The organism is Inhella sp. (genome assembly GCF_041912635.1).
In the GTDB taxonomy this organism is placed as follows: Bacteria; Pseudomonadota; Gammaproteobacteria; order Burkholderiales; family Burkholderiaceae_C; genus Inhella.
The window spans coordinates 22169-44080 of the sequence record NZ_JAYRMO010000042.1; the positions used below are offsets into that span (position 1 = coordinate 22169).

General features: G+C 69.0%; 19 protein-coding genes. 11 read left to right on the forward strand and 8 right to left on the reverse strand.

The features are described from left to right. Positions 1 to 48: 48 nt before the first annotated feature. From ACE3QP_RS19690 to ACE3QP_RS19715, 6 genes are all read left to right on the forward strand, one after another. The gene (locus ACE3QP_RS19690) at positions 49 to 1101 is read left to right on the forward strand and encodes a hypothetical protein (protein ID WP_374438474.1); all 1053 of its coding nucleotides are present in this window, start codon (positions 49 to 51) and stop codon (positions 1099 to 1101) included. 82 nt (positions 1102 to 1183) lie between these two features. Further along, positions 1184 to 2953 carry a von Willebrand factor type A domain-containing protein gene (locus tag ACE3QP_RS19695; protein ID WP_374438476.1) on the forward strand — a complete coding sequence of 590 codons (1770 nt, stop codon included), beginning with the start codon at positions 1184 to 1186 and terminating at the stop codon, positions 2951 to 2953. Between the two features lie 44 nt (positions 2954 to 2997). After that, positions 2998 to 4122, forward strand: coding sequence for a hypothetical protein (locus ACE3QP_RS19700; protein WP_374438478.1), 1125 nt, complete (start codon positions 2998 to 3000; stop codon positions 4120 to 4122). Continuing rightward, on the forward strand, positions 4119 to 5768 hold the full coding sequence (locus ACE3QP_RS19705) for a substrate-binding domain-containing protein (RefSeq protein WP_374438480.1): 1650 nt from the start codon (positions 4119 to 4121) through the stop codon (positions 5766 to 5768). Before ACE3QP_RS19700 ends, ACE3QP_RS19705 begins: the two co-directional genes overlap by 4 nt. Continuing rightward, on the forward strand, positions 5768 to 6430 hold the full coding sequence (locus ACE3QP_RS19710; protein ID WP_374438482.1) for a hypothetical protein: 663 nt from the start codon (positions 5768 to 5770) through the stop codon (positions 6428 to 6430). Before ACE3QP_RS19705 ends, ACE3QP_RS19710 begins: the two co-directional genes overlap by 1 nt. A gap of 20 nt (positions 6431 to 6450) precedes the next feature. Beyond that, positions 6451 to 7650: a toxic anion resistance protein gene (locus ACE3QP_RS19715; protein WP_198113409.1), complete on the forward strand. Its 1200-nt coding sequence runs from the start codon at positions 6451 to 6453 to the stop codon at positions 7648 to 7650. An 87-nt stretch (positions 7651 to 7737) separates the two neighbouring features. Here ACE3QP_RS19715 and ACE3QP_RS19720 read toward each other — a convergent pair whose 3' ends face one another. From ACE3QP_RS19720 to ACE3QP_RS19730, 3 genes are all read right to left on the reverse strand, one after another. Next, positions 7738 to 8679 (reverse strand): porin, encoded by a 942-nt coding sequence (locus tag ACE3QP_RS19720; protein WP_374438484.1) that lies wholly within the window; start codon positions 8677 to 8679, stop codon positions 7738 to 7740. Positions 8680 to 8824: 145 nt separating this feature from the next. After that, the gene (locus ACE3QP_RS19725; RefSeq protein WP_374438486.1) at positions 8825 to 9130 is read right to left on the reverse strand and encodes a DUF1840 domain-containing protein; all 306 of its coding nucleotides are present in this window, start codon (positions 9128 to 9130) and stop codon (positions 8825 to 8827) included. Between the two features lie 6 nt (positions 9131 to 9136). Beyond that, on the reverse strand, positions 9137 to 10408 hold the full coding sequence (locus ACE3QP_RS19730) for an HD-GYP domain-containing protein (RefSeq protein WP_374438488.1): 1272 nt from the start codon (positions 10406 to 10408) through the stop codon (positions 9137 to 9139). A gap of 73 nt (positions 10409 to 10481) precedes the next feature. Between ACE3QP_RS19730 and pcaF the strand changes: the two genes are divergently transcribed. Next, positions 10482 to 11684, forward strand: a complete 1203-nt coding sequence (pcaF, locus tag ACE3QP_RS19735) for a 3-oxoadipyl-CoA thiolase (RefSeq protein ID WP_374438490.1) — start codon at positions 10482 to 10484, stop codon at positions 11682 to 11684. Next, entirely contained in the window at positions 11681 to 12919 is a 1239-nt protein-coding gene (locus ACE3QP_RS19740) for a glycerate kinase (RefSeq protein ID WP_374438492.1), read from the forward strand. The genes pcaF and ACE3QP_RS19740 overlap by 4 nt, the downstream gene beginning before the upstream one ends. 21 nt (positions 12920 to 12940) lie before the next feature. On the opposite strand, the gene ACE3QP_RS19745 is transcribed toward ACE3QP_RS19740, so the two are convergent. Genes ACE3QP_RS19745 through ACE3QP_RS19760 form a run of 4 tightly spaced genes read right to left on the reverse strand, consistent with a single transcriptional unit; the run spans position 12941 to position 17953 of the window. Further along, a complete protein-coding gene (locus ACE3QP_RS19745) occupies positions 12941 to 14440 on the reverse strand; it encodes a 3-hydroxyacyl-CoA dehydrogenase (protein ID WP_374438494.1) in 1500 nt (499 codons plus the stop codon). Continuing rightward, positions 14437 to 15234: an enoyl-CoA hydratase-related protein gene (locus tag ACE3QP_RS19750; RefSeq protein WP_374438496.1), complete on the reverse strand. Its 798-nt coding sequence runs from the start codon at positions 15232 to 15234 to the stop codon at positions 14437 to 14439. Before ACE3QP_RS19750 ends, ACE3QP_RS19745 begins: the two co-directional genes overlap by 4 nt. Before the next feature lie 26 nt (positions 15235 to 15260). Continuing rightward, complete coding sequence (locus ACE3QP_RS19755; RefSeq protein ID WP_374438497.1) at positions 15261 to 17507, reverse strand: molybdopterin cofactor-binding domain-containing protein; 2247 nt, start codon at positions 17505 to 17507, stop codon at positions 15261 to 15263. Continuing rightward, entirely contained in the window at positions 17504 to 17953 is a 450-nt protein-coding gene (locus ACE3QP_RS19760) for a (2Fe-2S)-binding protein (protein ID WP_374438499.1), read from the reverse strand. Before ACE3QP_RS19760 ends, ACE3QP_RS19755 begins: the two co-directional genes overlap by 4 nt. A 93-nt stretch (positions 17954 to 18046) precedes the next feature. Between ACE3QP_RS19760 and ACE3QP_RS19765 the strand changes: the two genes are divergently transcribed. The 3 genes from ACE3QP_RS19765 to ACE3QP_RS19775 all read left to right on the forward strand — a co-directional run bounded on the left by ACE3QP_RS19765 (position 18047) and on the right by ACE3QP_RS19775 (position 21354). Next, on the forward strand, positions 18047 to 18460 hold the full coding sequence (locus ACE3QP_RS19765) for a MerR family transcriptional regulator (protein WP_374438501.1): 414 nt from the start codon (positions 18047 to 18049) through the stop codon (positions 18458 to 18460). Positions 18461 to 18549: 89 nt separating this feature from the next. Next, complete coding sequence (locus tag ACE3QP_RS19770; protein WP_374438503.1) at positions 18550 to 20322, forward strand: putative bifunctional diguanylate cyclase/phosphodiesterase; 1773 nt, start codon at positions 18550 to 18552, stop codon at positions 20320 to 20322. Between the two features lie 9 nt (positions 20323 to 20331). After that, positions 20332 to 21354, forward strand: a complete 1023-nt coding sequence (locus ACE3QP_RS19775; RefSeq protein WP_374438505.1) for an STAS-like domain-containing protein — start codon at positions 20332 to 20334, stop codon at positions 21352 to 21354. A gap of 376 nt (positions 21355 to 21730) precedes the next feature. Here the strand turns inward: ACE3QP_RS19775 and ACE3QP_RS19780 are convergent. Continuing rightward, positions 21731 to 21912, reverse strand: a 182-nt coding sequence (locus ACE3QP_RS19780; protein WP_374438507.1) for a hypothetical protein, incomplete at its 5' end; no start/stop codon positions are given.

The following is a 21912-nucleotide window of genomic DNA, read 5'->3' on the forward strand; positions in this document are numbered from 1 at the left end:
TCAGCAGGGCAACAGCTGGCGCAGCCTCCACACCTGGCATCGCCCGTCATGCCCGGGGCCGACCCCAGGCTGGCGCCGGATTGGGAGACCTCCGTAGCAGGCCTGCTGGAAAGCCGCGAGTGGTGCACCCAGGCCGTGCGCCGGGCGCGTGGAGAAGAGGAGGCCCAGCGGCGTGCCGAACTGCAGCCGGGGCGGCCACAGCCGGATCCTGAACCTGATACGGTGATGGAGCGGGCGCAGGAGCGCGTGGTGCTGCGCTGGGCGAGGCAGTTGCAGGCCGAGGGCGATGAGGCGGCTCTGGCCTTGGCGGATTTCCTGCTGACGGGCGCCCCAACGGAGCAGGTCGGCGCTCGCGAGCGCCTGGTGGAGCGTGCGCAGCGCAGCTCGCAGGGTTTCGTGATCAGCCTGGCCTTGCAGCGCTGCGCGCTGGACAGCGTGTGCAATTCGTTGGCGCGACGCTGGACGCAGCAGGAGCCGGACAACGCGGCCGCCTGGCTCCACAGCGGCGGTGTGCTGACGCCGGCCGAGGTGTTGAGAGGCGTGCAAGCGGCGACACGTGCACAGGATTACCGGCTGACCCTGGCAGCGCGCCTGCTCGGCCTGGCGCAGGCGCCCTCGGTTGGCTTGCGCGATGCAGCCGAGCTGCAGCTGATGTTTGGCATGTCCGCGGCCTGGGCCTTGCCCCGCTGGGCGCCGCTGCTCAAGCACTGCCGGGCGCTCCCTCAGGCCTCAGAGTGCGTGGGCAGTGCGGATCGGCTCTGGCGCCTGGAAGACCCTCAGCTCATCAATCGAATACTGAGCATCAAGCTGGCCGGAGAGCAGGCGCGCCAATCGCCCGAATGGCATGCCAGAGCGGCGGAAGCGGAGGCCATTTCGCAATGGAGCCTGGAGCGCAGCGAGTTGGAGCTGGCGGCTTGGCACTCGGTCGATAGCTGTGACCCAAGCCAGGGCTTCGGCGCCTGGCTGCGCGTCCGTCTGGCGCAAGGGGAATGGCCGCGCTTGGTGGCGGACATGCGGGAACAACGCCAGAGCGTGGCCGAGTTGGCCGAACGCCGCCGTCTGCGGACGGGCCGCAGCCTGCTGGATCCACCCAAACCCTGAGTGCGCCGGATTCACCCCGTTTGCGCTGCTCGGGCGTACAAGCCCTGCAACCGCCCTCCGGCGGACCTCACGGAGACCTTCCATGCAGCGATTCAACCCCTGGCGCCAGGCCCTGGGCCTGCTGACCGCCAGCCTGCTCTGGGCCTGCAGCGCCCCCGGCTCCCAACCCGAAGGCCCTACCAGCCCGCCCCCGGCCCGGCAAGAAGTGGCGGCCCAGCCGGTGCTGGAGTCGGTACCCATGGTCAGCGCGGCACCCGTGCCTGCCGCCCCTCTGCCGCGGGCCGACCTCGGCAAATCCGCGCTGGCCGACGCCCCGCGCGCCCAGGAGCTGCGGCCAGCGCCGCCCCCTGCTGCTCCCGCCAAGCTGATGGCCCAGGGCAGCCATGCGCTGATGGCGCCGCGCCCATTCATGCCCCAGCCCCAGTCTGATACCGCCCAGTACACCGGCTTCAAGGACAACCCCTGGCAGCGGGTGACCGAGCAGCCGGTCTCGACCTTCAGCGCCAGCGTGGACACCGGCTCTTACGCCAATGTGCGGCGCTTCCTGAACCGCGGCCAGTTGCCGCCGCGCGATGCGGTGCGGGTGGAGGAGCTGGTGAACTACTTCGGCTATGCCGACCCGCTGCCGGCAGCGGGCGATGCCCTGCCGCTGCGCGTGACCCTGCAGCAATCGCGCTCGCCCTGGCATCCGGAGCGCGGCCTGTTGCGCATCGGCATCCAGGGCCGCGACACCGCGCGTGCCACCTTGCCGCCGGCGAATCTGGTCTTCCTGGTTGATGTGTCGGGCTCGATGGGCCCGCCGGATCGGCTGCCGCTGGTGCGCTCCTCCTTGCAACTGCTGGCGCAGCAGCTGCGTCCGCAGGACCGCGTCAGCCTGGTCAGCTACGCCAACGGCACCCAGGTGGTGCTGCCGGCCACGGCGGGTGATCAGCAGGAGGCCATCCGCGCTGCCATCCAGCAGCTGGCCGCAGGCGGCGGCACCTACGGTGAGGCCGGCATCCGCCTGGCTTATGCGCAGGCGCGCGCCGGCTTCATCAAGGGCGGCATCAACCGCGTGCTGCTGGCGACGGATGGCGACTTGAACATCGGCGTCACCGACCCCGCCGCGCTCAAGGCCCTGGTGGAGGAGCAGCGCCAGGCCGGCATCGGCCTGACCACCCTGGGCGTGGGCGACAGCAATTACAACGAGGCCCTGATGAAGAAGCTGGCCGATGCCGGTGACGGCAGCTACCACTACCTCGATTCGCTGCAGGAGGCGCACAAGGTGCTGGTGCAGCAGATGCGCTCGACGCTGGAGGTGATTGCGAAGGACCTGAAGCTGCAGATCGAGTTCAACCCCGCGGTGGCCGATGAATACCGTCTGATCGGCTACGAGCTGCACCAGCTGCAGCGTGAGGACTTCAACAACGACCGGGTCGACGCCGGCGAGATCGGCGCCGGCCATCGCGTCACCGCGCTGTACGAGTGGGTGCCCAAGGGCGGCGCGGGCACGGTGGACCCGCTGCGCTACCAAGGCGAGAAGAAGGCCGGCGGCCCGGCCCACGAATTGGCCTGGTTGAAGTTGCGCTTCAAGTACCCGGGCCAGAGCGAGAGCGTGCTGCACCAGCTGCCAGTACCCGTGCGGGCCCTGGTGCCGGCGCAGCAGGCTGATGCCGAACTGCGCTGGGCTGCGGCCGTGGCGGGCTGGGGCCAATGGCTGCGCGGCAGCACCCAGATCGGTGATTTCGACGGCCAGCAGGCCCTGAGCCTGGCGCGCACGGCGGTGGGAGAGGATGCCTATGGTCACCGTGCCGAGGCGTTGCGCCTGATGACGCTGTCGACGGCCCTGAAAACCAGCGCCCCCAAGCCCTAGACTGCCCCCGCGTCGCCTGATGCGGCGTGGGAGAGCAGGTCAGGATGAATACCGCAACCCGCACGCTCGGCACCCTGGTGGTGCTGGGCGTTTTTGCTGCCGCGCTGTTCTGGGCGCTGCGCGATGGCAAGGTCGAAAAGCAAGCCGCGCAGGAGCAGGCCGAGATCGCCTCGGCCGAGCCGCTGAAGGGCCTGATCGCCGTCGACGCCGAGCCCTTCTTCAAGGACGAGCGCGTGCAGAAGGTGCTGGCCGCCCACAAGCTGCCAGTGCAGGTGGCGCGCGTGGGCAGCCGCGACATGGCGAGCAAGGTTACGGCCAGCGGCGGGCCGGACTTTTTCTTCTCCAGCGGCGTGGTAGCGGCCAACATGATCCTGGACGCGGCGCGCCGCACCAAGATCAATGCCACGCAGAGCTCGCCCTTCCACACCCCGCTGGTGGTGGCGAGCTGGGAGCCGATTGCCAAGATTTTGGTGGCCAACCAGATGGCCAAGCCCAACGCCGCCGGCTATTACGAGCTGGACATGGCCGCGCTGACCAAGGCCATGCTGGCCAAGCAGCGCTGGAAGGACCTGAAAGGCAGTGCGGCCTACGACGTCTCGCGCAGCGTGCTGGTCTCGACCACCGACATCCGGCGCTCCAACTCGGCGGCCATGTACCTCGCGCTGACCTCCCAGGCCCTGAGCGGCGAGGTGGTGACCGACCGCAACGCCGCCCAGCAGCAGGCCGCGCAGCTGGCCGAACTGTTCAAGCGCCAGGGCTACCAGGAGAACTACGTCAACGGCGCGTTTGACGACTACCTCTCCATCGGCATGGGCAAGACGCCGATGGCCTTCATTTACGAGAACCAGATGCTGGCGCACGCGCTGAAGAACGGCGTTCGCAAGGACATGGTGCTGCTGGTGCCCCAGCCCACCATCGTCAACAAGGTGGTGTGGGTGGCCATGAACGAGCGCGCCAAGCGCCTGGGCGAGCTGCTGGCCACGAACAAGGAACTGCAGGCGGTGGCCCTGGAGCTGGGCTTCCGCACCGGTGATCCGACGGCCTTTGCCGCCGCCGCCCAGCGCGCCGGGCTGGCGGTGGATCAGCAGCTCAACAACGTGGTGGACCCACCCAGCTTTGAGCTGATGTTCGAAATGATCGACGTGGTGAGCCGGGAGATGAACCAATGAAGCCGATGCGCCGCATCCTCTGTGTGATGGGTCTGGGCCTGCTGCTGTCCGCCTGCAGCAAGGAGGAGCCCGCCGCGCCGGCTGCGCCGGCCGTGGTGGACACCACCCCACCGCTGCAGATTCTGGCCACCAGCGATCTGAAGGACTTGGAGCCCCTGGTGCCGCTGATCCGCGAGGCCACCGGCGTGAACGTCAAGTTCCGCTTCGGCGGCACGATGGAGAGCACGCAGGAGGTGCTGGGCGGCGAGAGCAAGGCCGATGCCGCCTGGTTTGCCAACGCCAAGTACCTGCTGAGCGACCGCATCGGGCAGTCGCGCGTCAAGGTGCAAGAAAAGATCATGCTGTCGCCCATCGCCATCGGCGTGAGCGAGTCCGACGCCAAGAAGTACGGCTGGGTCGGCAAGCAGATGACCTGGGCTGACATCACCGCCGCGGCCAAGGCGGGGCGGCTGACCTATGCGCTTTCTAACCCCGCCACCAGCAACCAGGGCTTCATGGCCCTGCTGGGCGTGGTGGCTGCGGCCAGCGGCAGCCCCGAGGCGCTGACGGCCGCCGATGTGGACCGCGGCGCGATTGCCGACTTCCTCAAGGGCTACAAGATCGTTGGCGACAACTCCACCTACCTGGCCGAGCAGTTCGCCAAGTACCAGGGCACGCGGGCCAACGCCTTCATCAACTACGAGAGCTGGCTGCTGACCTTGAACAACAGCGGCAAGCTGCGCGAGAAGCTGCACCTGATCTACCCGCACGAGGGTGTCAGCACGGCCGACTACCCGCTGATGCTGCTGAACGAGGCGCGCCGCGCCGACTACGTCAAGGTGGTGGAGTACCTGAAGGGCGACAAGGCCCAGCTATGGCTGGCGCGCCAGACCCTGCGCCGCCCCATCAAGGCCGAACTGGCCCAGCAGGTCGAGGACCTGCTACCGGCGCGCGGCATGCAGGTGGAGCTGCCCTTCTCGCCCGAGCGCCAGCTGGCCGACGGCCTGATCGATGCCTACCTGAACGAGTTCCGTCGCCCGATCGCCAGCGCCTTTGTGCTGGACACCAGTGGCAGCATGCACAAGGAAGGCCGCCGCCAGCAGCTGATCGAGGCCATCCACTACCTAGCCGGGGCCGACAACAGCCTCACCGGCCGTGTGGCCAAGCTCACCAACCGTGAGCGGCTCTGGTTCGTGCCCTTCTCCGGCACGGTGGGCAAGCCCGAGCTGTTCGAGATCCCGGCCGGCTCGCCGATGAAGAAGGGCGTGGCCCTGCAGGCCGACACCGAGGCCAAGCTGGCCGAACTGCGGCGTGTGCGCGATGCGGCCGATGCCCTGCACATGGACGGCGGCACGGCGCTCTACGACGCCGTGTACGAGGCCCTCAAGCACCTGATGCAGGAGCGCAAGCGCAACCCCGAGTACCAGTATTCGGTAGTCGCCTTCACCGATGGCATGAACAACAACGGCCGCAACCTCGAGCGCTTCAAGCGCGATTACGAGGCCCTGCCCGAGGACGTCAAGGCCATCCCGGTCTTCATGGTGCTGTTCGGTGAGGCCGCCGAGGGCGAGCTCAAGGCTGTCGTCGAACTCACCGGCGGCAAGGTTTTCGACGCCCGCAAGACGCCGCTGTACGCGGTCTTCAAGGACATCCGCGCGTACCAGTGATGCAAGGACTTTTCCGCTGGTTGAACGCACCAGCCAATTGGCTGGGCTTTGGCGCCGCCACCCTGGTGCTGGTGCTCAAGGCGCTCGGTTTTCTGGGTAGCTTGGGTATCGGCGTGGCGGCCATCGGTTATGGGGCTGGCTTGGTGGTTGGGGGGCTGTGGTGGGGCTGGCCCAGCACGCGTGAGGCCCCGTTCGAGGCCCTGGTCTTCAAGGACGAGGGCGATGCCCGCGAGGCCATGGGCCGTGCGCTGAGCGGCGTGCGCCGCCTGACCGAGCACAACCCCGGTCAGCGCATTCCGCCGCCGCTGCGCCAGCGCATCCTCTCGCTGTGCGACTCGCTCGAAGCCCTGCTGGACCAATGGGAGCGCAGCCGCGGCCAGCTCTCGCTGCAGGAGACCTTCCATGCCCGCCACATCGCCATCAGCTACCTGCCCGAGGCCCTGAACACCTATCTGAGCATCCCGGCTCAGTTCGCCACCACCAAGTTGCTCGGCAATGGCAAAACCGCCCAGGCCACCTTCGAGGGGGTGCTAGGTGAGCTGGAGGCCAAGGTGGTGCAGCTCGGTGACGACCTGGCCGGGCAGGACGCCCAAGCCTTCCTGACGCACAGCGAATTCCTGAAGCAGAAGTTCGGTCAGGCGACCGAACGCATCAAATCCTGAACCCACCCCTGGGGAGCCCCATGAGCGAAACCAAAACTGCTGTCAAACCCGTCTTCACGCTGGAGCCGCCCGAGGTCATCACCCCGGTGCAGCCCGAGGCCGCCACCGAAGTCGTGCCCCTCAAGCCCGAGGTGGCCGACAAGGTGGACGAGCAGGTGCAGCGCTTCATCGAGGCGCTGGAGCAGGAGGACCTGCACAGCGAGCCCTTCAAGCAGCGGCTCGACTCTGCCTTCCAGCTCGGCCGCCAGGAGATCAGCGTGGCCGCCAGCCTGATGCAGAGCAGCCTGATGCAGCGCAACTTCGTTGGCGCCGAGGACACGCCGGCCTACAAGGCCATCTCGGCCATCCGTGCGCAGCTCGACGATCTCAACCCTGGCAAGGAAGGTGATCTGTTCCAGCCGCGCAAGCTGCTCGGCCTGATCCCCTTCGGTAACAAGCTCGAAGCCTATTTCCGCAAGTTCGAGAGCGCGGCCTCGCAGCTGCAGACCTCGATGACCCAGCTCTACGCGGCCAAGGACGGTATCCAGAAGGATGTGATCGACATCGAGGCCACGCGCGGCAAGCTGTGGGAGGCGATGCAGTCGCTCGCCGCCGCGGCGCGCTTCGCCAAGGTGCTGGACCAGCGCCTGGAAGAGCGCGTCAATGCCCTCAAGCCCACCGACCCGATGAAGGCCAAGGCGCTGGAGCAGGAGGTGCTGTTCTACGCGCGCCAGAACCTCACCGACATCCAGACCCAGCAGGCCGTGTGCGTGAACGGCTACCTGGCGCTCGACGTGCTGAAGAAGACCGGGCGTGAAATGATGAACGGCTGCGACCGCGTGGCCACCACCGGCATGAGCGCCCTGGCCGTGGCCCAGACGGTGGCACGTGCCACTGGCAACCAGATCCAGGTGATGCAGATGCTGCAAGGCGTCAACGCCACCATCGGCAATCTGATCCAGGAAACCGGCCGCCAGCTGAACCAGCATGTCGACCAGACGGCCGAGTTCGCCGCCAACCCCATGCTGGGCATCGAGCAGATCCAGTCGATGTTCGACCAGACCTTCCAGGCCATGGACGCGATGGACAACTTCCGCTCCAAGGCCATCGAGACCATGGGCCAGAACAACAAGCTGATCGCCGAACAGCTGCAGCGCTCCGAGGCCTACATCGACCGCGTGCGCCAGCAGCAGGCCAAGGACGCGGTGGCGGGCAGCGTCAGCGGACCGGTCAAGCTCTGACTGTGCAAGGCCCTCGCGCTCTGCGGGGGCCGCGCAGGCAATAAAAAAGCCACCCGAAGGTGGCTTTTTGCTTCAGATCCGGGAGGATCAGAAGTTGTGGCGCACGCCCATGGCCAGCGAGCTGAACTCGTTGTCGGCCGCGGAGGTGTTCTTGTTCAGGTCGTTCTTCGTGTAGAAGGCGTAGACCTTGGTGCGCTTGCTCAGGTTGTAGTTGTAGCCCAGGGTCCACTGGTCCTGCTTGGGCGACAGCACGGTGGCGCCGCTCTTGGCTTGGCTGGCACGTCCCATGTTCACGTGGAACTCGCTGGCGCCCACGGCGTACATGGCAGCCAGACGCCACACGTCACGGGTGTCGGCGCCGAGGTCGTCCTTCTGGTAGTAACCACCCACCACCACGGGGCCGGCTTCCACCAGGGCGCGCACGGCCCACTGGTTCATCTCGCCCTGCTTGCTGTAGCCGAAGCCGCCATGGAAGGGGCCAGCGTCGTAGTTCATGGCGAAATCGGTGCCATTCTTCTCGACCTTCTCGCCAGCGGTACCGGCGATCGAGGCGCTGAAGCCGCCCACGGTCGGGGTCATGTACATGACCTTGTTCTTGTTCAGGAAGGGACCGCCGTACAGCGCATCGCTCGAGGTGCCCGTGTCATGGTTGTGCATGCTCACGTAGTCGGCGGTGGCGAAGTACGACTCGGGGGTGATGTTGCCCAGGCGGATGGCACCGAAGGAGCCAGCCAGCTGCACCCAGGCCTCACGGCCCCAGAAGGTGGCGTTGGCAGCACCGGTGTCCGACGCGAAGCCATGCTCCAGCTGGAAGCTGGCCTTCAGACCGCCGCCCATGTCTTCGGTACCCTTGAAGCCGATACGCGAAGAGTTGTTCTGCACCACCCACTTGCGGGCCTGGTTGTTCACCTTCTGGTTTTCGACCGTGGTGTTCAGGCGGCCGTACAGGGTGACCGAGCTTTGAGCGAACGCCGGGGCTGCGACAGCAGCAGCCACCAGAGCGATGGCGGACAGAGTGAATTTCTTCATCATTGGCCTTACGTTTGGGGTTGAGAGGGTGCTCCGGAATGGGGCACCTGATTCAAGGTCGGGGCAGTATAGGCAGCGGGTTTTCGCGCATTCCCGCCTTCGACGCGTAATTGCAACACCGTGACTTCGGCCAGCTTCCGGGCCGTCAAAGCGTCTCCCACAACACGGGGAAATTTTTGTTTGCGGCCCGCTGCAAGAGCTCCCGCAGGGGCCAGGCGCGCTGGCGCAACTGCGGGTCGGGCAAGCCTTCGTTTGCCTCGCCCTCGTCCGGTTCGGCGTCAGGTACGGGCAATTGTTCTGCGCGGTCCAGGCTGTGCAGCGCGGCGGCAATCTGCTCGGGCAGGAAGATGCCCTGGGGCGCCGGTTCGCGCCCGAGCGCGCGCAACACCCGGTCGGCATGCGCGGCGAGCATCAGCACATCGGCGCCCGCCTTGGAGTGGAAGCGCAGCATCGGGCCTCAGGCGTCCAGGGGGCTGGCTTCGCTGGCGTGGAAGTAATAGGCGAAGCGGGCCCGCGGGCGCAGGTAGAGCGTCGCGGCACGCGGCAGATCGGCCGATTTGAGGCTGCGCCGGATGCCCAGCGTAGGGCTCTCTTCCAGATTGAGCGACAGCGCCTGGTCAGATGGCACATGGGCGTCATAGACCATCACACGCGGTTTGAGAGGCCGGCTGGAGTTCACCGCCACCACCAGGGCGTAGCGGTCGTCGGTCAGTTGCACGATGGAGCCGGGCGGGTAGACACCCATCATGCGGATGAAGGCGTTCAGCATGGTGGCGTCGAAACGGCTGCGGCCCTGGGCAAACATCAGCGACAGGGCCTCGTGAGGAGTCAGGCTCTTGGAGCTGACGGCCGGATTGCACAAGCCGTCGAAGCGGTTCACCAGGGCCACCACGCGCGCCAGCGGGTGCATGCGCTCGCCACTGAGCTTCTGCGGGAAGCCGGTGCCATCGGCGTGCTCATGATGCTGGGCGATCACCGCCAGCGCATCGGGCCCCAGCAGCATGTTCTGCGCCAGCTTGACGCCCTTGGCCACATGCTCCTGGTAGGCCAGCAGCTCGATCGAGTTGAACTGCTCGCCGCGGTGGCGGAAGCGGCTCTCCACCTCGAGCTTGCCCACATCGTGCAGCAGCGCGCCGGTGCCCAGGGCCAGCAGTTCTTCTTCACCCAGGCCGCAGGCGCGGCCCAGAAGCAGGGCCACCAAGCTCACGTTCAGGGCGTGCGCGGTGGCGCGGTCACCGGCCGCCTCGTTGAGCAGGCGCAGGTTCAGATCGCCGGCCACCAGCATCTTGTCGAGCAGGCTGCGCGTGAGCAGCATCGCCTGCTGACCGGCCGCGCGCGGATCGGAGAACACCAGGCCCATCAGTTCGGTCAGGGCCTGGGCGGCTTCACCGTACTGGGCTTCGCACTGGGCCAGCTGATCCTGCTGGGCCTTGAGCGCGGCGCGGCGCGCCTGGGCCACCTGCTCGGCGGGGTCCGGCGGCGCTTCTTCGTTCACGGCTGAAGCGGTCGGGGCGGCTTCGGGTGCTGCGGGGGCCGGCTCTTCCAGCAGGCTCTTTGCGGGGCTCCAGCGCACCTGCTTCAGACCGAGACGGCGCAACACCACCAGCTGGTCTTCCGAGCTGATGCGGAAGCTGGAGAGCGGGAAGGGATGCCGCATCCAGCCCACGTCCAGGTGGATGAACATGCCTACTTTGAGCTGCGCGATGTCGATCAGTTCTTCGCTGGCCATGCGCGTGAACGAGGGGAGTCGGGAGGGAAGTATCACCCGTCCCAACCACAATGGCGGCACTCTGGAGAACCCAATGACCCAAGCCTATCTCTGTGAGGCCCTGCGAACGCCCATCGGGCGCTATGCGGGGGCTCTGTCTGCCGTGCGTGCTGATGACCTGGCGGCCCATGTATTGCGGGCCCTGCGCGAGCGTCAGCCGAACCTGGATTGGTCGGCCGTGGACGATGTGATCCTGGGCTGCGCCAACCAGGCCGGCGAGGACAACCGCAACGTCGCCCGCATGGCCAGCCTGCTGGCGGGCCTGCCGCTGGATGTGCCCGGCACCACCGTGAACCGGCTCTGCGGCTCGGGCCTGGATGCCGTGGGCCTGGCGGCCCGTTCCATCAGAGCCGGCGACGCCGACCTGATGATTGCTGGCGGCGTGGAGAGCATGAGCCGCGCCCCGTTCGTGATGCCCAAGGCGACCGAGGCCTTCGCGCGCAGCAATGCGGTCTACGACACGACGATCGGCTGGCGCTTCGTCAACCCCTTGATGAAGGCGCAGTTCGGCGTCGACGCCATGCCCGAGACGGCCGAGAACGTCGCCACGGACTTTGGCATCTCCCGCCAGGACCAGGACCGCTTCGCGCTGGCCAGCCAGAACAAGACCCTGGCGGCACGCGAGCGCGGCTTCTTCGCCCGCGAGATCGTGCCCGTCAGCATTCCGCAGAAGAAGGGCGACGCGATCCGGGTAGACCAGGACGAGCATCCGCGCGCCACCAGCCTGGAGGCGCTGGCCAAGCTCAAGCCCATCGTGCGCCCGGACGGCACGGTGACGGCCGGCAATGCCAGCGGCGTCAACGATGGCGCCTGCGCGCTGATCCTGGCCAGCGAGACCGCGGCCCGCATCCACGGCCTGACGCCGCGCGCCCGTGTGCTGGGCATGGCCACGGCCGGCGTGGCGCCGCGCATCATGGGCATCGGCCCGGTGCCGGCCACGCGCAAGCTGCTGGCACGCCTGGGCCTGACGCTCGGTGATTTCGACCTCATCGAGCTCAACGAGGCCTTCGCCGCCCAGGGCCTGGCGGTGCTGCGCCAACTGGAGATTGCCGACGACGACCCGCGCGTCAACCCGAACGGCGGCGCCATCGCGCTCGGCCATCCGCTGGGCATGAGCGGTGCCCGGCTGGTGACCACGGCGCTGAACCAGCTGGAGGCCACGGGCGGCCGGCGCGCGCTGTGCACCATGTGCATCGGCGTGGGTCAGGGCATTGCGCTCGCCATCGAGCGGCTGTGAGCCCCGCGCCGCGCGCCGGCCTGCGCCAGCTCTTTGAGGCGGCGGTGGCCGCCGCGCAGCCGGCGCGCGTGTTGCCTGCCGCGCTGCCACCGCCACCGCGCGGGCGCACCGTGGTGCTGGGTCTGGGCAAGGGGGCCTGGGCCATGGGCGCGGCGCTCGAAGCCGCCTGGCCGGCGGAACGCCCCTTGAGCGGCGTGCTGGTGGCGCCGCGCGGCAGCCCGCGCCCGGCCTTGCAGCGCCTGCAGGCGCTGGAGGGCGCGCACCCGGTGCCCGATGCCAGCAGCCTGGCCGCCGCCCAGGCCCTGCTGACGGCCACCCAGGGCCTGGGCCCGGACGATCTGGTGATCGCGCTGCTCTCGGGCGGCGCCTCGGCCCTGGCCACGCTGCCGCTGCCGGGCCTGAGCCTGGCCGATCTGCAGGCTGTGAACCGCGCCTTGCTTGCCAGCGGCGCGCCCATCGACGCCATGAACACCTTGCGCAAGCACCTATGCGCGCTCAAGGGCGGCCGTCTGGCCGCGACCTGCGTCAGCGCGCCGCTGCTGACGCTGGCGATCTCCGACATTCCGGGTGACCGGCTGGACCTGATCGGTTCGGGCCCCACGCTGGCTGACCCCAGCACCTGTGCCGACGCCCTGGATGTGGCGCAGACCTATGGCATCCCGCTAACTGGGGCGGCCCTGCAGGGCCTGCGCAGCGGCGCCTTCGAAACCCCGAAGGGGTTGCCGGCCGCGCATCGCGTGCAGCTGCTGGCCTCGCCGGCCCTGGCGCTGCAGGCTGCCGCGAAGCTCGCGCAAGGCTGGGGCCTGCGCGTCGAGCTGCTGGGCGATGCCTTGCAGGGCGAGGCGCGCGAACTGGGCCACGCGCTGGCCCAGCGCTGTCAGGCGCCCGGCCTCTACTTAAGTGGGGGCGAAACCACTGTGACGCTGCGCCACGCCCAACCCGGCCAGGGCGGGCGCAATGCCGAATGCCTGCTGGCCGCGCTGCTGACCTGGCACGGCCGCCCCGGCGTGCACGCCTTGATGGCCGACACCGATGGGATCGACGGCGCCAGCCCCTGGGCCGGCGCCACTTGCGGGCCCAAGACCTGGGCGCGGGCGCAGGCCCAGGGCCTGGATCTGGCCGCTGCCCTGGAACGCCACGACGCCGGTGGCGCCTTCCATGCGCTGGGCGAAAGCCTGCTCACCGGCCCGACCGGGACCAATGTCAATGACTTCCGGGCCATCTGGGTGGGCTGAGCGCCGCACCCCAGCCCGGGATTAGCGCGACTTGTCCAACCAGTAGCGCTGCCGCAAGTAGGGACTGACGCGGTAGCGCTCGCTGCGCGTGTGTTCCCACAGCCGGTCCAACAACTGACAAACCGGCGGCACCCCCAGCAGCTTCAGCCACTCGAAAGGGCCGGCCGGGTAGTTGACGCCGAGCTTCATGGCGGTGTCGGCGCCGGCCTCATTGCAGACGCCCTGCCAGACCGCATCGGCGCCCTCGTTGACGAGCATCGCCAGCGTGCGCGCCACCAGCAGGCCGGGGGTGTCGCGCAGCGGCACGGCCAAGAAGCCGGCGGCGGCCAGGGCCTCCTGGGCGGCGCTCTGGGCGCCGGCCTGCACATGGGGCCCGTAGGCCAGCGCCAGGGCGGTGCCGGCCTGGCCGGGCAGGCACCAGTCCAGCACGGCCATGGGCTTGCTGTGGCCGGCCGCGCGCTCCACGGCGCAGCGGCCATCGGTCAGCATCAGGTCGATGACGCCGTCGCCCACGCGCAGCCCAGACCACTCGCTGTCGCCCCGGCGCGCCACGCCGGGCAGGCGCTGGGCCAGGGCGTCCACCGCGGCACCGCGGCCATGGAGCATGAGTGCGGGCACATGCGCGGGCGCGCTCGGGGCGGGCAGGCGCTCCGGCTCGCCCACATAAAAGCCCTTGCCGACCTTGCGACCCAGGCGGCCGCCGTCCACCAGGGCTTGCTGCACGGTGCTCGGCTGGTAGCGGCGGTCGCCGAAGTTCGCCTCCCAGACCGAGCGGGTGACGAGGTTGTTGGTGTCCTGGCCGATCAGGTCCATCAGTTCGCAGGGCCCCATGCGAAAGCCCGCGGCGCGCAGACAGGCGTCCAGCTGGGCCGGGCTGCCGGCCTGTTCCTGCAGCAGGGCCAGGGTCTCGGCGTAATAGGGCCGGGCGATGCGGTTGACGATGAAGCCCGGCGTCGATGCTGCGCGCACCGGCACCTTGCCCCAGGCGCGCGCCAAGTCTTCGGTGGCCGCGGCCACGGCGGGGTTTGTCTCCAGGCCGGACACCACCTCGACCAGCTTCATCAGCGGCACCGGGTTGAAGAAGTGCATGCCCACGAGGCGCTCGGGGTGGGCCAGCCCATTGCCCAGCGCCGTGATGCTGATCGACGAGGTGTTGGAGGCCAGGATGGCGCCGGGCGGCAGCAGGGCGTCGAGCTCGCGCAGCAGCGCCCGCTTGGGTTCGAGCAGTTCGACGATGACTTCCACCACCAGCGCGCAGTCGGCCAGATCGGCCACGCCGCCCACGGGCTGCAGGCGCGCCAGCGCGGCCGTGCGCGCGTCGGCTTCCAGCTTGCCCTTGGCGACCAGGCCGGCCAGGGTTTCGCTTAAGCGGGCGATGCTGCTGGCCGCAAAGCCCTCGCGGGCATCCAGCAGTTTGACCGGATGGCCGGCCAGCGCGGCGATCTGGGCGATGCCGATGCCCATGACCCCGGCGCCGACGATGCCGACGCAGGCGCCGGCGGGAACGTGAACTTCACTCATGGCTGGATGCTCCAGGTGGCGGGGCGCTTGTCGGTGAAGGCGGCAAAGCCTTCGCGCGCCTCCGGGGTGGCGCGCACGCGGGCGATGGTGGCGGCGGTGAGCGCTTGCGCCTCGGGCCCGAAGTCCCCCGGGCGCAGCTGGGCGAACAGGGCCTTGATCTCGGCTTGTGCCTGCGGGCCGCTGGCCAGCAGCTCGGTCAGCGTGGCCTCCACAGCGATGTCGAGCTCGGCGGCCGGCACGGTCTGCTGCACCAGGCCCAGGCGCAGGGCCTCGGCGGCGCCGATGCGGTGCGCCATCAGCGCCAGGCGTTGCGCCTGGCGTGGGCCGGCAGCGCGAATGACATAGGGGCCGATGACGGCGGGCAGGATGCCGAAGCGTGCCTCGCTGACGGCGAACTGAGCGTCTTCGGTGGCGATGGCGATGTCGCAGGCGCAGGCCAGGCCCACGCCGCCACCCAGGGCCAGGCCTTGCACGCGCGCGACGGTGGGTTTGGGGCAGGCGGCCAGCGCGGCGAGCATGGCGGCAAAGGCCTGGGCGTCGGCGCGGTTCACGTCTTCGGGCGCGGCGGCGGCGCGGCGCATCCAGCCGATGTCCGCACCGGCGCTGAAGTGCTTGCCGGCGCCGGCAAGCACCAGCACGCGCACGGCGGGGGCGGCGGCGCAGGCCTGCACGGCCTGGTGCAGGGCGGAGATCAGCGCTTCGTCAAAGGCATTGAAGCGCTCGGGCCGGTGCATCGTCAGCGTGGCGACGCCGCGCGCATCGGTTTGGACTTGCAGGGATTCATGGGCTTGCATCCCTGCAGTATCGATTTCAAAGCCGATCAGAGCCGGATCGGCAGCTGGCGGATCCTGCGGCCGGTGAGCGTGGCCAGGGCGTTGCAGACGGCCGGGGCAATCGGCGGGGTGCCGGGTTCGCCCACGCCGCCGGGCGGCGCCGTGCTGGGCACCAGGTGCACGTCGATCTGCGGCGTCTCGGCCAGGCTCAGCAAGGGCTGGTCGGGGAAGTTGCGCTGCTGCACGGCGCCGTTCGCAATCGTGATCTCGCCATGCAGTGCCGCCGTCAGGCCGAACAGGATCGAGCCTTCCATCTGCGCCCGCACCGTGTCCGGGTGCACGAGGGTGCCAGCGTCGAGTGCGCAGACCACGCGGTGCACGCGCGGGCGCCCGGCCTCGATCGAGACCTCGGCCACCTGGGCACAGATCGAGCCGAAGCTCTCGTGCAGGGCGATGCCGCGCGCCCGGCCGGCGGGCAGCGCGCTGCCCCAGCCCGCCTGGGTGGTTGCCAGGCGCAGCACGGCGAGCTGGCGCGGGTGCCGCGCCAGCAATGCCTCGCGGTAGCGCAAGGGGTCCTGCCCGGCGGCCTGGGCCAGTTCATCCAGAAAGCACTCGGTGAAGAAGGCGTTCAGGCTGTGGCCCACGCTGCGCCAGCTGCCCACCGGCACGCCCAGGGGCACGCGCAACTGGCGCACGCGCAGATGGGGAATGGCGTAGGGCAGCTCGAACGCCCCCTCGATGTGGTTCTTGTCGGGGAGATCGGCCGCCAAGCCGGGCAGCAGGCGCGCCACCGTGTCGGTCCCAACCGAGGGCCCGGCGACCTGGTTCAGCCAGGCCAGCGGCAGGCCGTCGGAGCCCAGCGCGGCCTCGAAGCGCGCCATCGCCATGGGGCGGTAGACATCGTGGGTGAAGTCCTCCTCACGGTTCCACAGCAGCTTGACCGGCGCGCCGCCGCAGCGCAGCGCAATGGCGACCGCCTGTTCGATGGCGTCGGTTTCCAGGCGCCGGCCGAAGCCGCCACCGAGGTAGGTCGTCTCCACCGTCACCCGCTCCTGTGCCACGCCGGCCACCTGCGCCGCCTTCCAGCGCGCTAGCGAGGCGACCTGCGTCGGGCACCAGACATGCACCTGGCCGTCCTTCACCTGGGCCGTGCAGTTCAGCGGTTCCAGCGCCGCATGGGCCAGGAAGGGGGCTTCGTACTCGGCGCGCAGCACCGCTGCGGCCCGCGCCAGCACGGCGCGCGCGTCGCCTTCGTTGCGAAAACCGGTGCCGCTGTGCTGGTCGAGCGCGCGCTGCAGGGTCTGGCGCATGCCAGCCGTGTCCAGCCCGGCGCGCGGGCCCGCATGGAAGCGTGGGGGATGGGCCTTGAGCGCGGCTTCGGCGCGCCACCAGCTGTCGGCCACGACGACGGCAGTGCCTTCGTTCAGCAGGAAGGCGTCGAACACGCCGCGCCGCTGCCGGATCGCTTCGACCTCGAAACGCACCACGCTGCCGCCAAAGCTCGGCGCCTGGCGCAGGGCTGCATGGCGCAGCCCGGGTAACTGCACGTCGATGCCGTAGCGGGCCAGCCCCTGCACCTTGGCGGGCAGGTCGAGCCGCGGAGGGCTGCGGCCGATCAGGCTCCAGTCCTCGCGGCGCTTGAGCGGCAGTTCGTGCGCCGGGCTGAGTTGCGCCGCCTCGGCGGCGAGCTCGCCGTAGCCCAGGCGGCGCTCGCCGTGCAGCACGAAGCCGCCCGCCGTCTTCAACTCGGCCAGGGGGCGCTGCCAGCGCGCCGCGGCGGCCTGCAGCAGCAGGTTGCGGGCCGCGGCGCCGGCCAGGCGCAGCGGCTCCCAGGCATCGCGCACGCTGCTGCTGCCGCCGGTGACCTGCAGGCCCAGGCTGTAGCCCAGGCGCTGCGCGGCGCCCCGAGCGAAGCGGGCGAGCGCGCCGTCGTCATCGGGCTGCAGGGGCAGCACATTCAGCAGCAAGGCCGCGTTGGCATAGACGGGAGCCCCGGTGGCGTCATGCACGCCCACCTGCGCCCAGTCCGCTTCCAGCTCCTCGGCCAGCAATTGCGCCAGCGCGGTGTGCACGCCCTGGCCCATTTCGGCTCGCGGTACGGCCACGCTGACCCGCCCATCGCGGCCGATCTGGACCCAGGCGTTCAGCGCCACGCCATCGCCCTGCGGAGGCTGCGGCGCGCCGCGGCCCATCCCGAGCCGGCTGCGGGCGTCGGGCGGCTGCAGGCCCACCCCCACGAGCAGGGCGCCACCGGCTGCCGCCGCACCGGCAATCAGAAAGCCGCGCCGCTTCATGGGAGCTGAGCGCGCCGCAGGGCACGGCGGATGCGCGGGTAGGTGCCGCAGCGGCAGAGATTGCTCATGGCCGCTTCGATCTGCGCTTCGCTCGGCTGCGGGTGCCGGCGCAGCAAGGCGTGCGCTGCCATCAGCATGCCGCTCTGGCAGTAGCCGCATTGCGGCACCTGCTCGGCCAGCCAGGCGGCCTGCAGGCGCTGCATCAGCGCGTCGTCGCGCAAACCTTCCAGCGTGGTGACTTGCCGGCCCTGCAGGCCGCCCAGCGGCAGCATGCAGCTGCGGGCGGCTTCGCCGTCCAGGTGCACGGTGCAGGCGCCGCAGGCGGCGACGCCGCAGCCGAACTTGGTGGCCGTCAGGCCCAGTTCGTCGCGCAGCGCCCAGAGCAGGGGCATGTCGGGTTCCAGGTTCAGATCCTGGGTGTGGCGATTGATTTCAAGGACGGGCATGGGCGCACCTTACGCCGCGGCGCCGCAGGCGCCGTGGCAGGAAAACCGCGAGCGTAGGATTAAAGCCGGCTTGAAGGTCAAGGGGGGGGATCGATGCGCATCGGTGAATTGGCGGCCGCCGTGGGCATCCGCGCCTCGGCCATTCGCTTCTATGAGGCCAGTGGTCTGCTGCCCGAGGGGCGGCGCGGCGCGAATGGGTACCGCGACTATGACGATGCTGCGCTCAAGCGCCTGCAGATGATCCAACTCGCGCAGCGCCTGGGCTTTTCGCTCGAAACCCTGCGTGGGCTGTTCGCCGCCGCCCGGCCGGGCGTGCTGCCGAAGGAAGACATCCTGCGTGAACTGCAGCGCCGTCGCGACGAGATTGCGGCGCTGCGCGAACACTTGGACGCTCAGGAGCGCGAGCTGCTGGGGCTGATGGCAGCCTGCGAGACCCAGTGGACCTCGGGCGCCTGCCTGGACCTGACCCGGGTGGCGCCGGCCGAGGCGGTGCAGCGCTCCCGCTAGCGCGGCCAGGCTCGGGTTGCCGGCCTTGCCAGACGAAGGTTCTTGGCCGACGCTTGCCGGGCTGCAAATCCGCGCCATCCGCCGTGACCGTGAGCAAGCCCGATCCGCTTCAGGCCGCGCTGGCGGCCGCCGTGCATCAGTTGCACGCGGCCGACGAAGTCTGGAAGCTCGCCCTGGAGGCCAGCGGCGATGGCGTGTGGGACTGGTACATCCAGGCCGGCGTCGAGCTGTACTCGGCCGGCTTCCTGCAGATCTACGGTTACAGCCCTGACGATTTGGAGGCGAACCCGGCCATCATCGATTCGCTCACCCACCCCGACGACCGCGAGCAGATGAGCCGCGACCGCCAGGCCCACTTCGACGGGCTGACGCCGGTCTACAGCAACGAGCACCGGGTGCGCTGCAAGGACGGCAGCTGGAAGTGGGTGCAGACCCGCGGCATGGTGATCGCGCGCGACGAGCGGGGGCGGCCCTTGCGCATGGTGGGCACCCACACCGACATCACGGAGCGCAAGCGGGTCGAGGCGTTGACCTGGCGACAGGCCAACTACGACGCCCTCACCGACCTGCCCAACCGGCGCCTGTTGGCCGAGCGCCTGGGCAACGAGATGAAGAAGGCACGGCGCGAGGGCCGCCACCTGGCGCTGCTGGCGCTGGACTTGGACCGCTTCAAAGAAGTGAACGACCGTCTCGGACATGACGCCGGGGACGAACTGCTGCGCCAGGCGGCCCGGCGCATCGCCGGCTGCATCCGTGAAGTGGACATGGTGGCGCGCCTGGGGGGCGACGAATTCATCGTGCTGCTGGCCGATCTGCAGGGCGAGCCCAGCAGCGTGGAGCGCGTGGCCAATGCCCTGGTGAACAGTCTTGCGCAGCCCTTCGCGCTGGCCGAAAGCCAGCATACGGTGTCGGTCAGCGTGGGCATCGCCCTCTTTCCGGCGGACGCGGACGATGCCCAACACCTGTTCAAGCGCGCCGATCAGGCCCTCTATGCCGCCAAGCATGCCGGGCGCAGTGGCTACCGCTTTGCGGGGCGGGCCGTGCATGAGGCTGCCCAGGCACGCAGCCGGCTTGGCGCCGAACTGCGACTAGCGCTGGAGCGCCAGGAGTTCTGCCTTCATTTCCAGCCGGTGCTGCCGGCCAACGGCGGGGCCTGCACCCAGGCCGAGGTGTTGCTGCGCTGGCGCCACCCGGTGCTGGGCCTGCTGGGCCCGGGCTCGTTTCTCGCGCTGGCCGAGAGCAGCGGTCTGATCTGCGAGATTGGCGCCTGGGTGCTGCAGGACGCGGCGGCGCAGCTCAAGGCCTGGCGGCGGGAGCTGCAACCCGAGCTCAGCCTGGCCGTGAACCTGTCCGGCACGCAGCTGCGCGAGTGGGGCTGCAGCGTCACGGACTGGGCGGCGCGCTTGCTGCGCCTGGGTGTGCCGGGCTCCGGCCTGGTGCTGGATCTGCGCGAAGCCCAGTTGCGCGACCCGCAGATCCGCGGGCTCATGCAGCTGCCCGCGCTGCGCGCCGCCGGAATCGGCCTGGCTCTGGACGACTTCGGCGCCGGCGACAGCATGCTGCACAGCCTGCGCCATCCTGGCCTGAGCCAGCTCAAGTTCTCGCGTGAGCTCCTGGCCGATCTGCGGCCGGGCACCCGCGAGGCCGATTGGCTGGCCGCCCTGGTGCAGCTGGCCGGAACCTGCGGACTGAACACTGTGGCCAAAGGGGTGGAGACCCCGGTGCAGGCGCGCATGCTGATCGATCTGGGTGTGGGCGCCCTGCAAGGGCACCACCTGGCTCCTGCCATGCCGGCCAGTGAATTTCGGGCCTGGCTGGACCGGCACAAGAACCAATTGCCGCCCGGCGCCGCGCCGGGCTAGGCTGCCGGCATGAGCACACGCCTGAACTTCGACCACTTCACGCAATGGATCACCGCCGCGGCGCGCGAGCATTCGCACCAGCTGGCAGACCATGTGGTCGAACGAACGGGCGCGAGCCGGCGCGCTGCCCAAGCCATGCTCAAGCGCCTGGTGGATGCCGGCTGGCTGCAGCGCGAGGGCGGCTTCAGCCGGCCGGTCTACAGCCCGGGCGCGCTGCGCCAGGTGGTACGCAGCTATCCCCTGTACGGGCTGCAGGAAGACTTGCCCTGGCAGCGCGACTACGCCCCCAACTTCAACCTGCCAGCGCATGTCGGCCGCATGGTTCAGCACGCCTTCACCGAGTTGCTGAACAACGCGATTGATCACAGCGGAGGAACTTCGGTCACCGTCAGCTTGCGTCAGACCCCCACCCATGTGCAGCTGCTGGTCAGCGATGACGGCTGTGGCGTCTTCCAAAAGATCGCTGGCACCTACGACATCGCAGACCCCAGCCTGGCCATGCTGGAGCTCAGCAAGGGCCGCCTGACCACGGCGCCGCAGGAGCACACCGGCCGTGGCCTGTTCTTCAGCAGCCAGCTGGCCGACGTATTTGATCTGCACGCCAACGGCACGGCCTACCAGCGCCGCGCCTGGGACAGCAGCGGCTGGCGTCCTGGCAAGGCGCTGCCGCGCCAAGGCACCAGCATCTACTTTGCGGTGGCGCTCGACACCACGCGCACTTTGGATCAGGTGCTGGGTGCCTGGAGTTTGGACGGCAGCGGCATTGCTTTCGACCGCACGGTCATCAGCTTGCGCCTGCTGGCCGGCCCCGGCCAGGCGCTCGACAGCCGGGCGCAGGCGCGCCGCGTCACCGCGCGCCTGGAGCGCTTCAAGCGCGCAGAGATTGACTTCGATGGCGTGCCCGACATCGGACATGCCTTTGCCGACGAGCTCTTTCGCGTGTTCGGCATGAATCACCGCAGCGTGGAGCTGGTGCCCTTGAATGCCAATCGCCGCATCCTGGCGCTGATCGACAACGCGCGATCGGGCTGAAGGCGGCGTGCTTGCTTACATAGAAGCGTGATCGTTCGTGCTCGGCGCAAGCCTGAGTCTGTCGAATCGCCCCACGCTGGACTTGCCCGTGCAAGAGAGGGGCTCACCCTGAGCCAGGACCTCCTCACGGACCCTGAAGCCGGGCTTTTGGGTGCAGCCCTCGAAGAGCGCTTGCGCCGTTCTCAAAATCCTTGCTATAGTGGCGGGCTTCGCTGAACGAAACGCCGTAGGGCAACCCCTGGTGCGGTTCGGTTAGTGAAGGATGTTGAGTTTGGGTTGCGAAGAAATTTTCGATCCAGGTGTTGACAGGCGGTTTGAAGTTTTGCAACAATATCTGGCTCGGCTGCTGATTTATATCGCGGTCGAGAACAAAAGATCAGTAAAACGATCTTTGCGAGAAGTTGGCGCTGAGTTTGAAGAGGTTTTCAAGAATTTCTTCGCAAAGTGTTGACAAGCGGAACGAAACGCTGCAACAATCTCGCTTCTGCGCTGCTGACAAGTCAGTGGCGACGCAAGAAAGATCAAGCGATTGATCGTTTTGCGCAAGTTCTTTAACAA

Bases quoted from the DNA above. Each gene is read 5' to 3' on its own strand.
- ACE3QP_RS19690 (WP_374438474.1), top strand. From the start codon at position 49: ATGCCCGGGGCCGACCCCAGGCTGGCGCCGGATTGGGAGACCTCCGTA.
- ACE3QP_RS19695 (WP_374438476.1), top strand. From the start codon at position 1,184: ATGCAGCGATTCAACCCCTGGCGCCAGGCCCTGGGCCTGCTGACCGCC.
- ACE3QP_RS19700 (WP_374438478.1), top strand. From the start codon at position 2,998: ATGAATACCGCAACCCGCACGCTCGGCACCCTGGTGGTGCTGGGCGTT.
- ACE3QP_RS19705 (WP_374438480.1), top strand. From the start codon at position 4,119: ATGAAGCCGATGCGCCGCATCCTCTGTGTGATGGGTCTGGGCCTGCTG.
- ACE3QP_RS19710 (WP_374438482.1), top strand. From the start codon at position 5,768: ATGCAAGGACTTTTCCGCTGGTTGAACGCACCAGCCAATTGGCTGGGC.
- ACE3QP_RS19715 (WP_198113409.1), top strand. From the start codon at position 6,451: ATGAGCGAAACCAAAACTGCTGTCAAACCCGTCTTCACGCTGGAGCCG.
- ACE3QP_RS19720 (WP_374438484.1), bottom strand. From the start codon at position 8,679: ATGAAGAAATTCACTCTGTCCGCCATCGCTCTGGTGGCTGCTGCTGTC.
- ACE3QP_RS19725 (WP_374438486.1), bottom strand. From the start codon at position 9,130: ATGCTGCGCTTCCACTCCAAGGCGGGCGCCGATGTGCTGATGCTCGCC.
- ACE3QP_RS19730 (WP_374438488.1), bottom strand. From the start codon at position 10,408: ATGGCCAGCGAAGAACTGATCGACATCGCGCAGCTCAAAGTAGGCATG.
- pcaF (WP_374438490.1), top strand. From the start codon at position 10,482: ATGACCCAAGCCTATCTCTGTGAGGCCCTGCGAACGCCCATCGGGCGC.
- ACE3QP_RS19745 (WP_374438494.1), bottom strand. From the start codon at position 14,440: ATGAGTGAAGTTCACGTTCCCGCCGGCGCCTGCGTCGGCATCGTCGGC.
- ACE3QP_RS19750 (WP_374438496.1), bottom strand. From the start codon at position 15,234: ATGCAAGCCCATGAATCCCTGCAAGTCCAAACCGATGCGCGCGGCGTC.
- ACE3QP_RS19755 (WP_374438497.1), bottom strand. From the start codon at position 17,507: ATGAAGCGGCGCGGCTTTCTGATTGCCGGTGCGGCGGCAGCCGGTGGC.
- ACE3QP_RS19760 (WP_374438499.1), bottom strand. From the start codon at position 17,953: ATGCCCGTCCTTGAAATCAATCGCCACACCCAGGATCTGAACCTGGAA.
- ACE3QP_RS19765 (WP_374438501.1), top strand. From the start codon at position 18,047: ATGCGCATCGGTGAATTGGCGGCCGCCGTGGGCATCCGCGCCTCGGCC.
- ACE3QP_RS19775 (WP_374438505.1), top strand. From the start codon at position 20,332: ATGAGCACACGCCTGAACTTCGACCACTTCACGCAATGGATCACCGCC.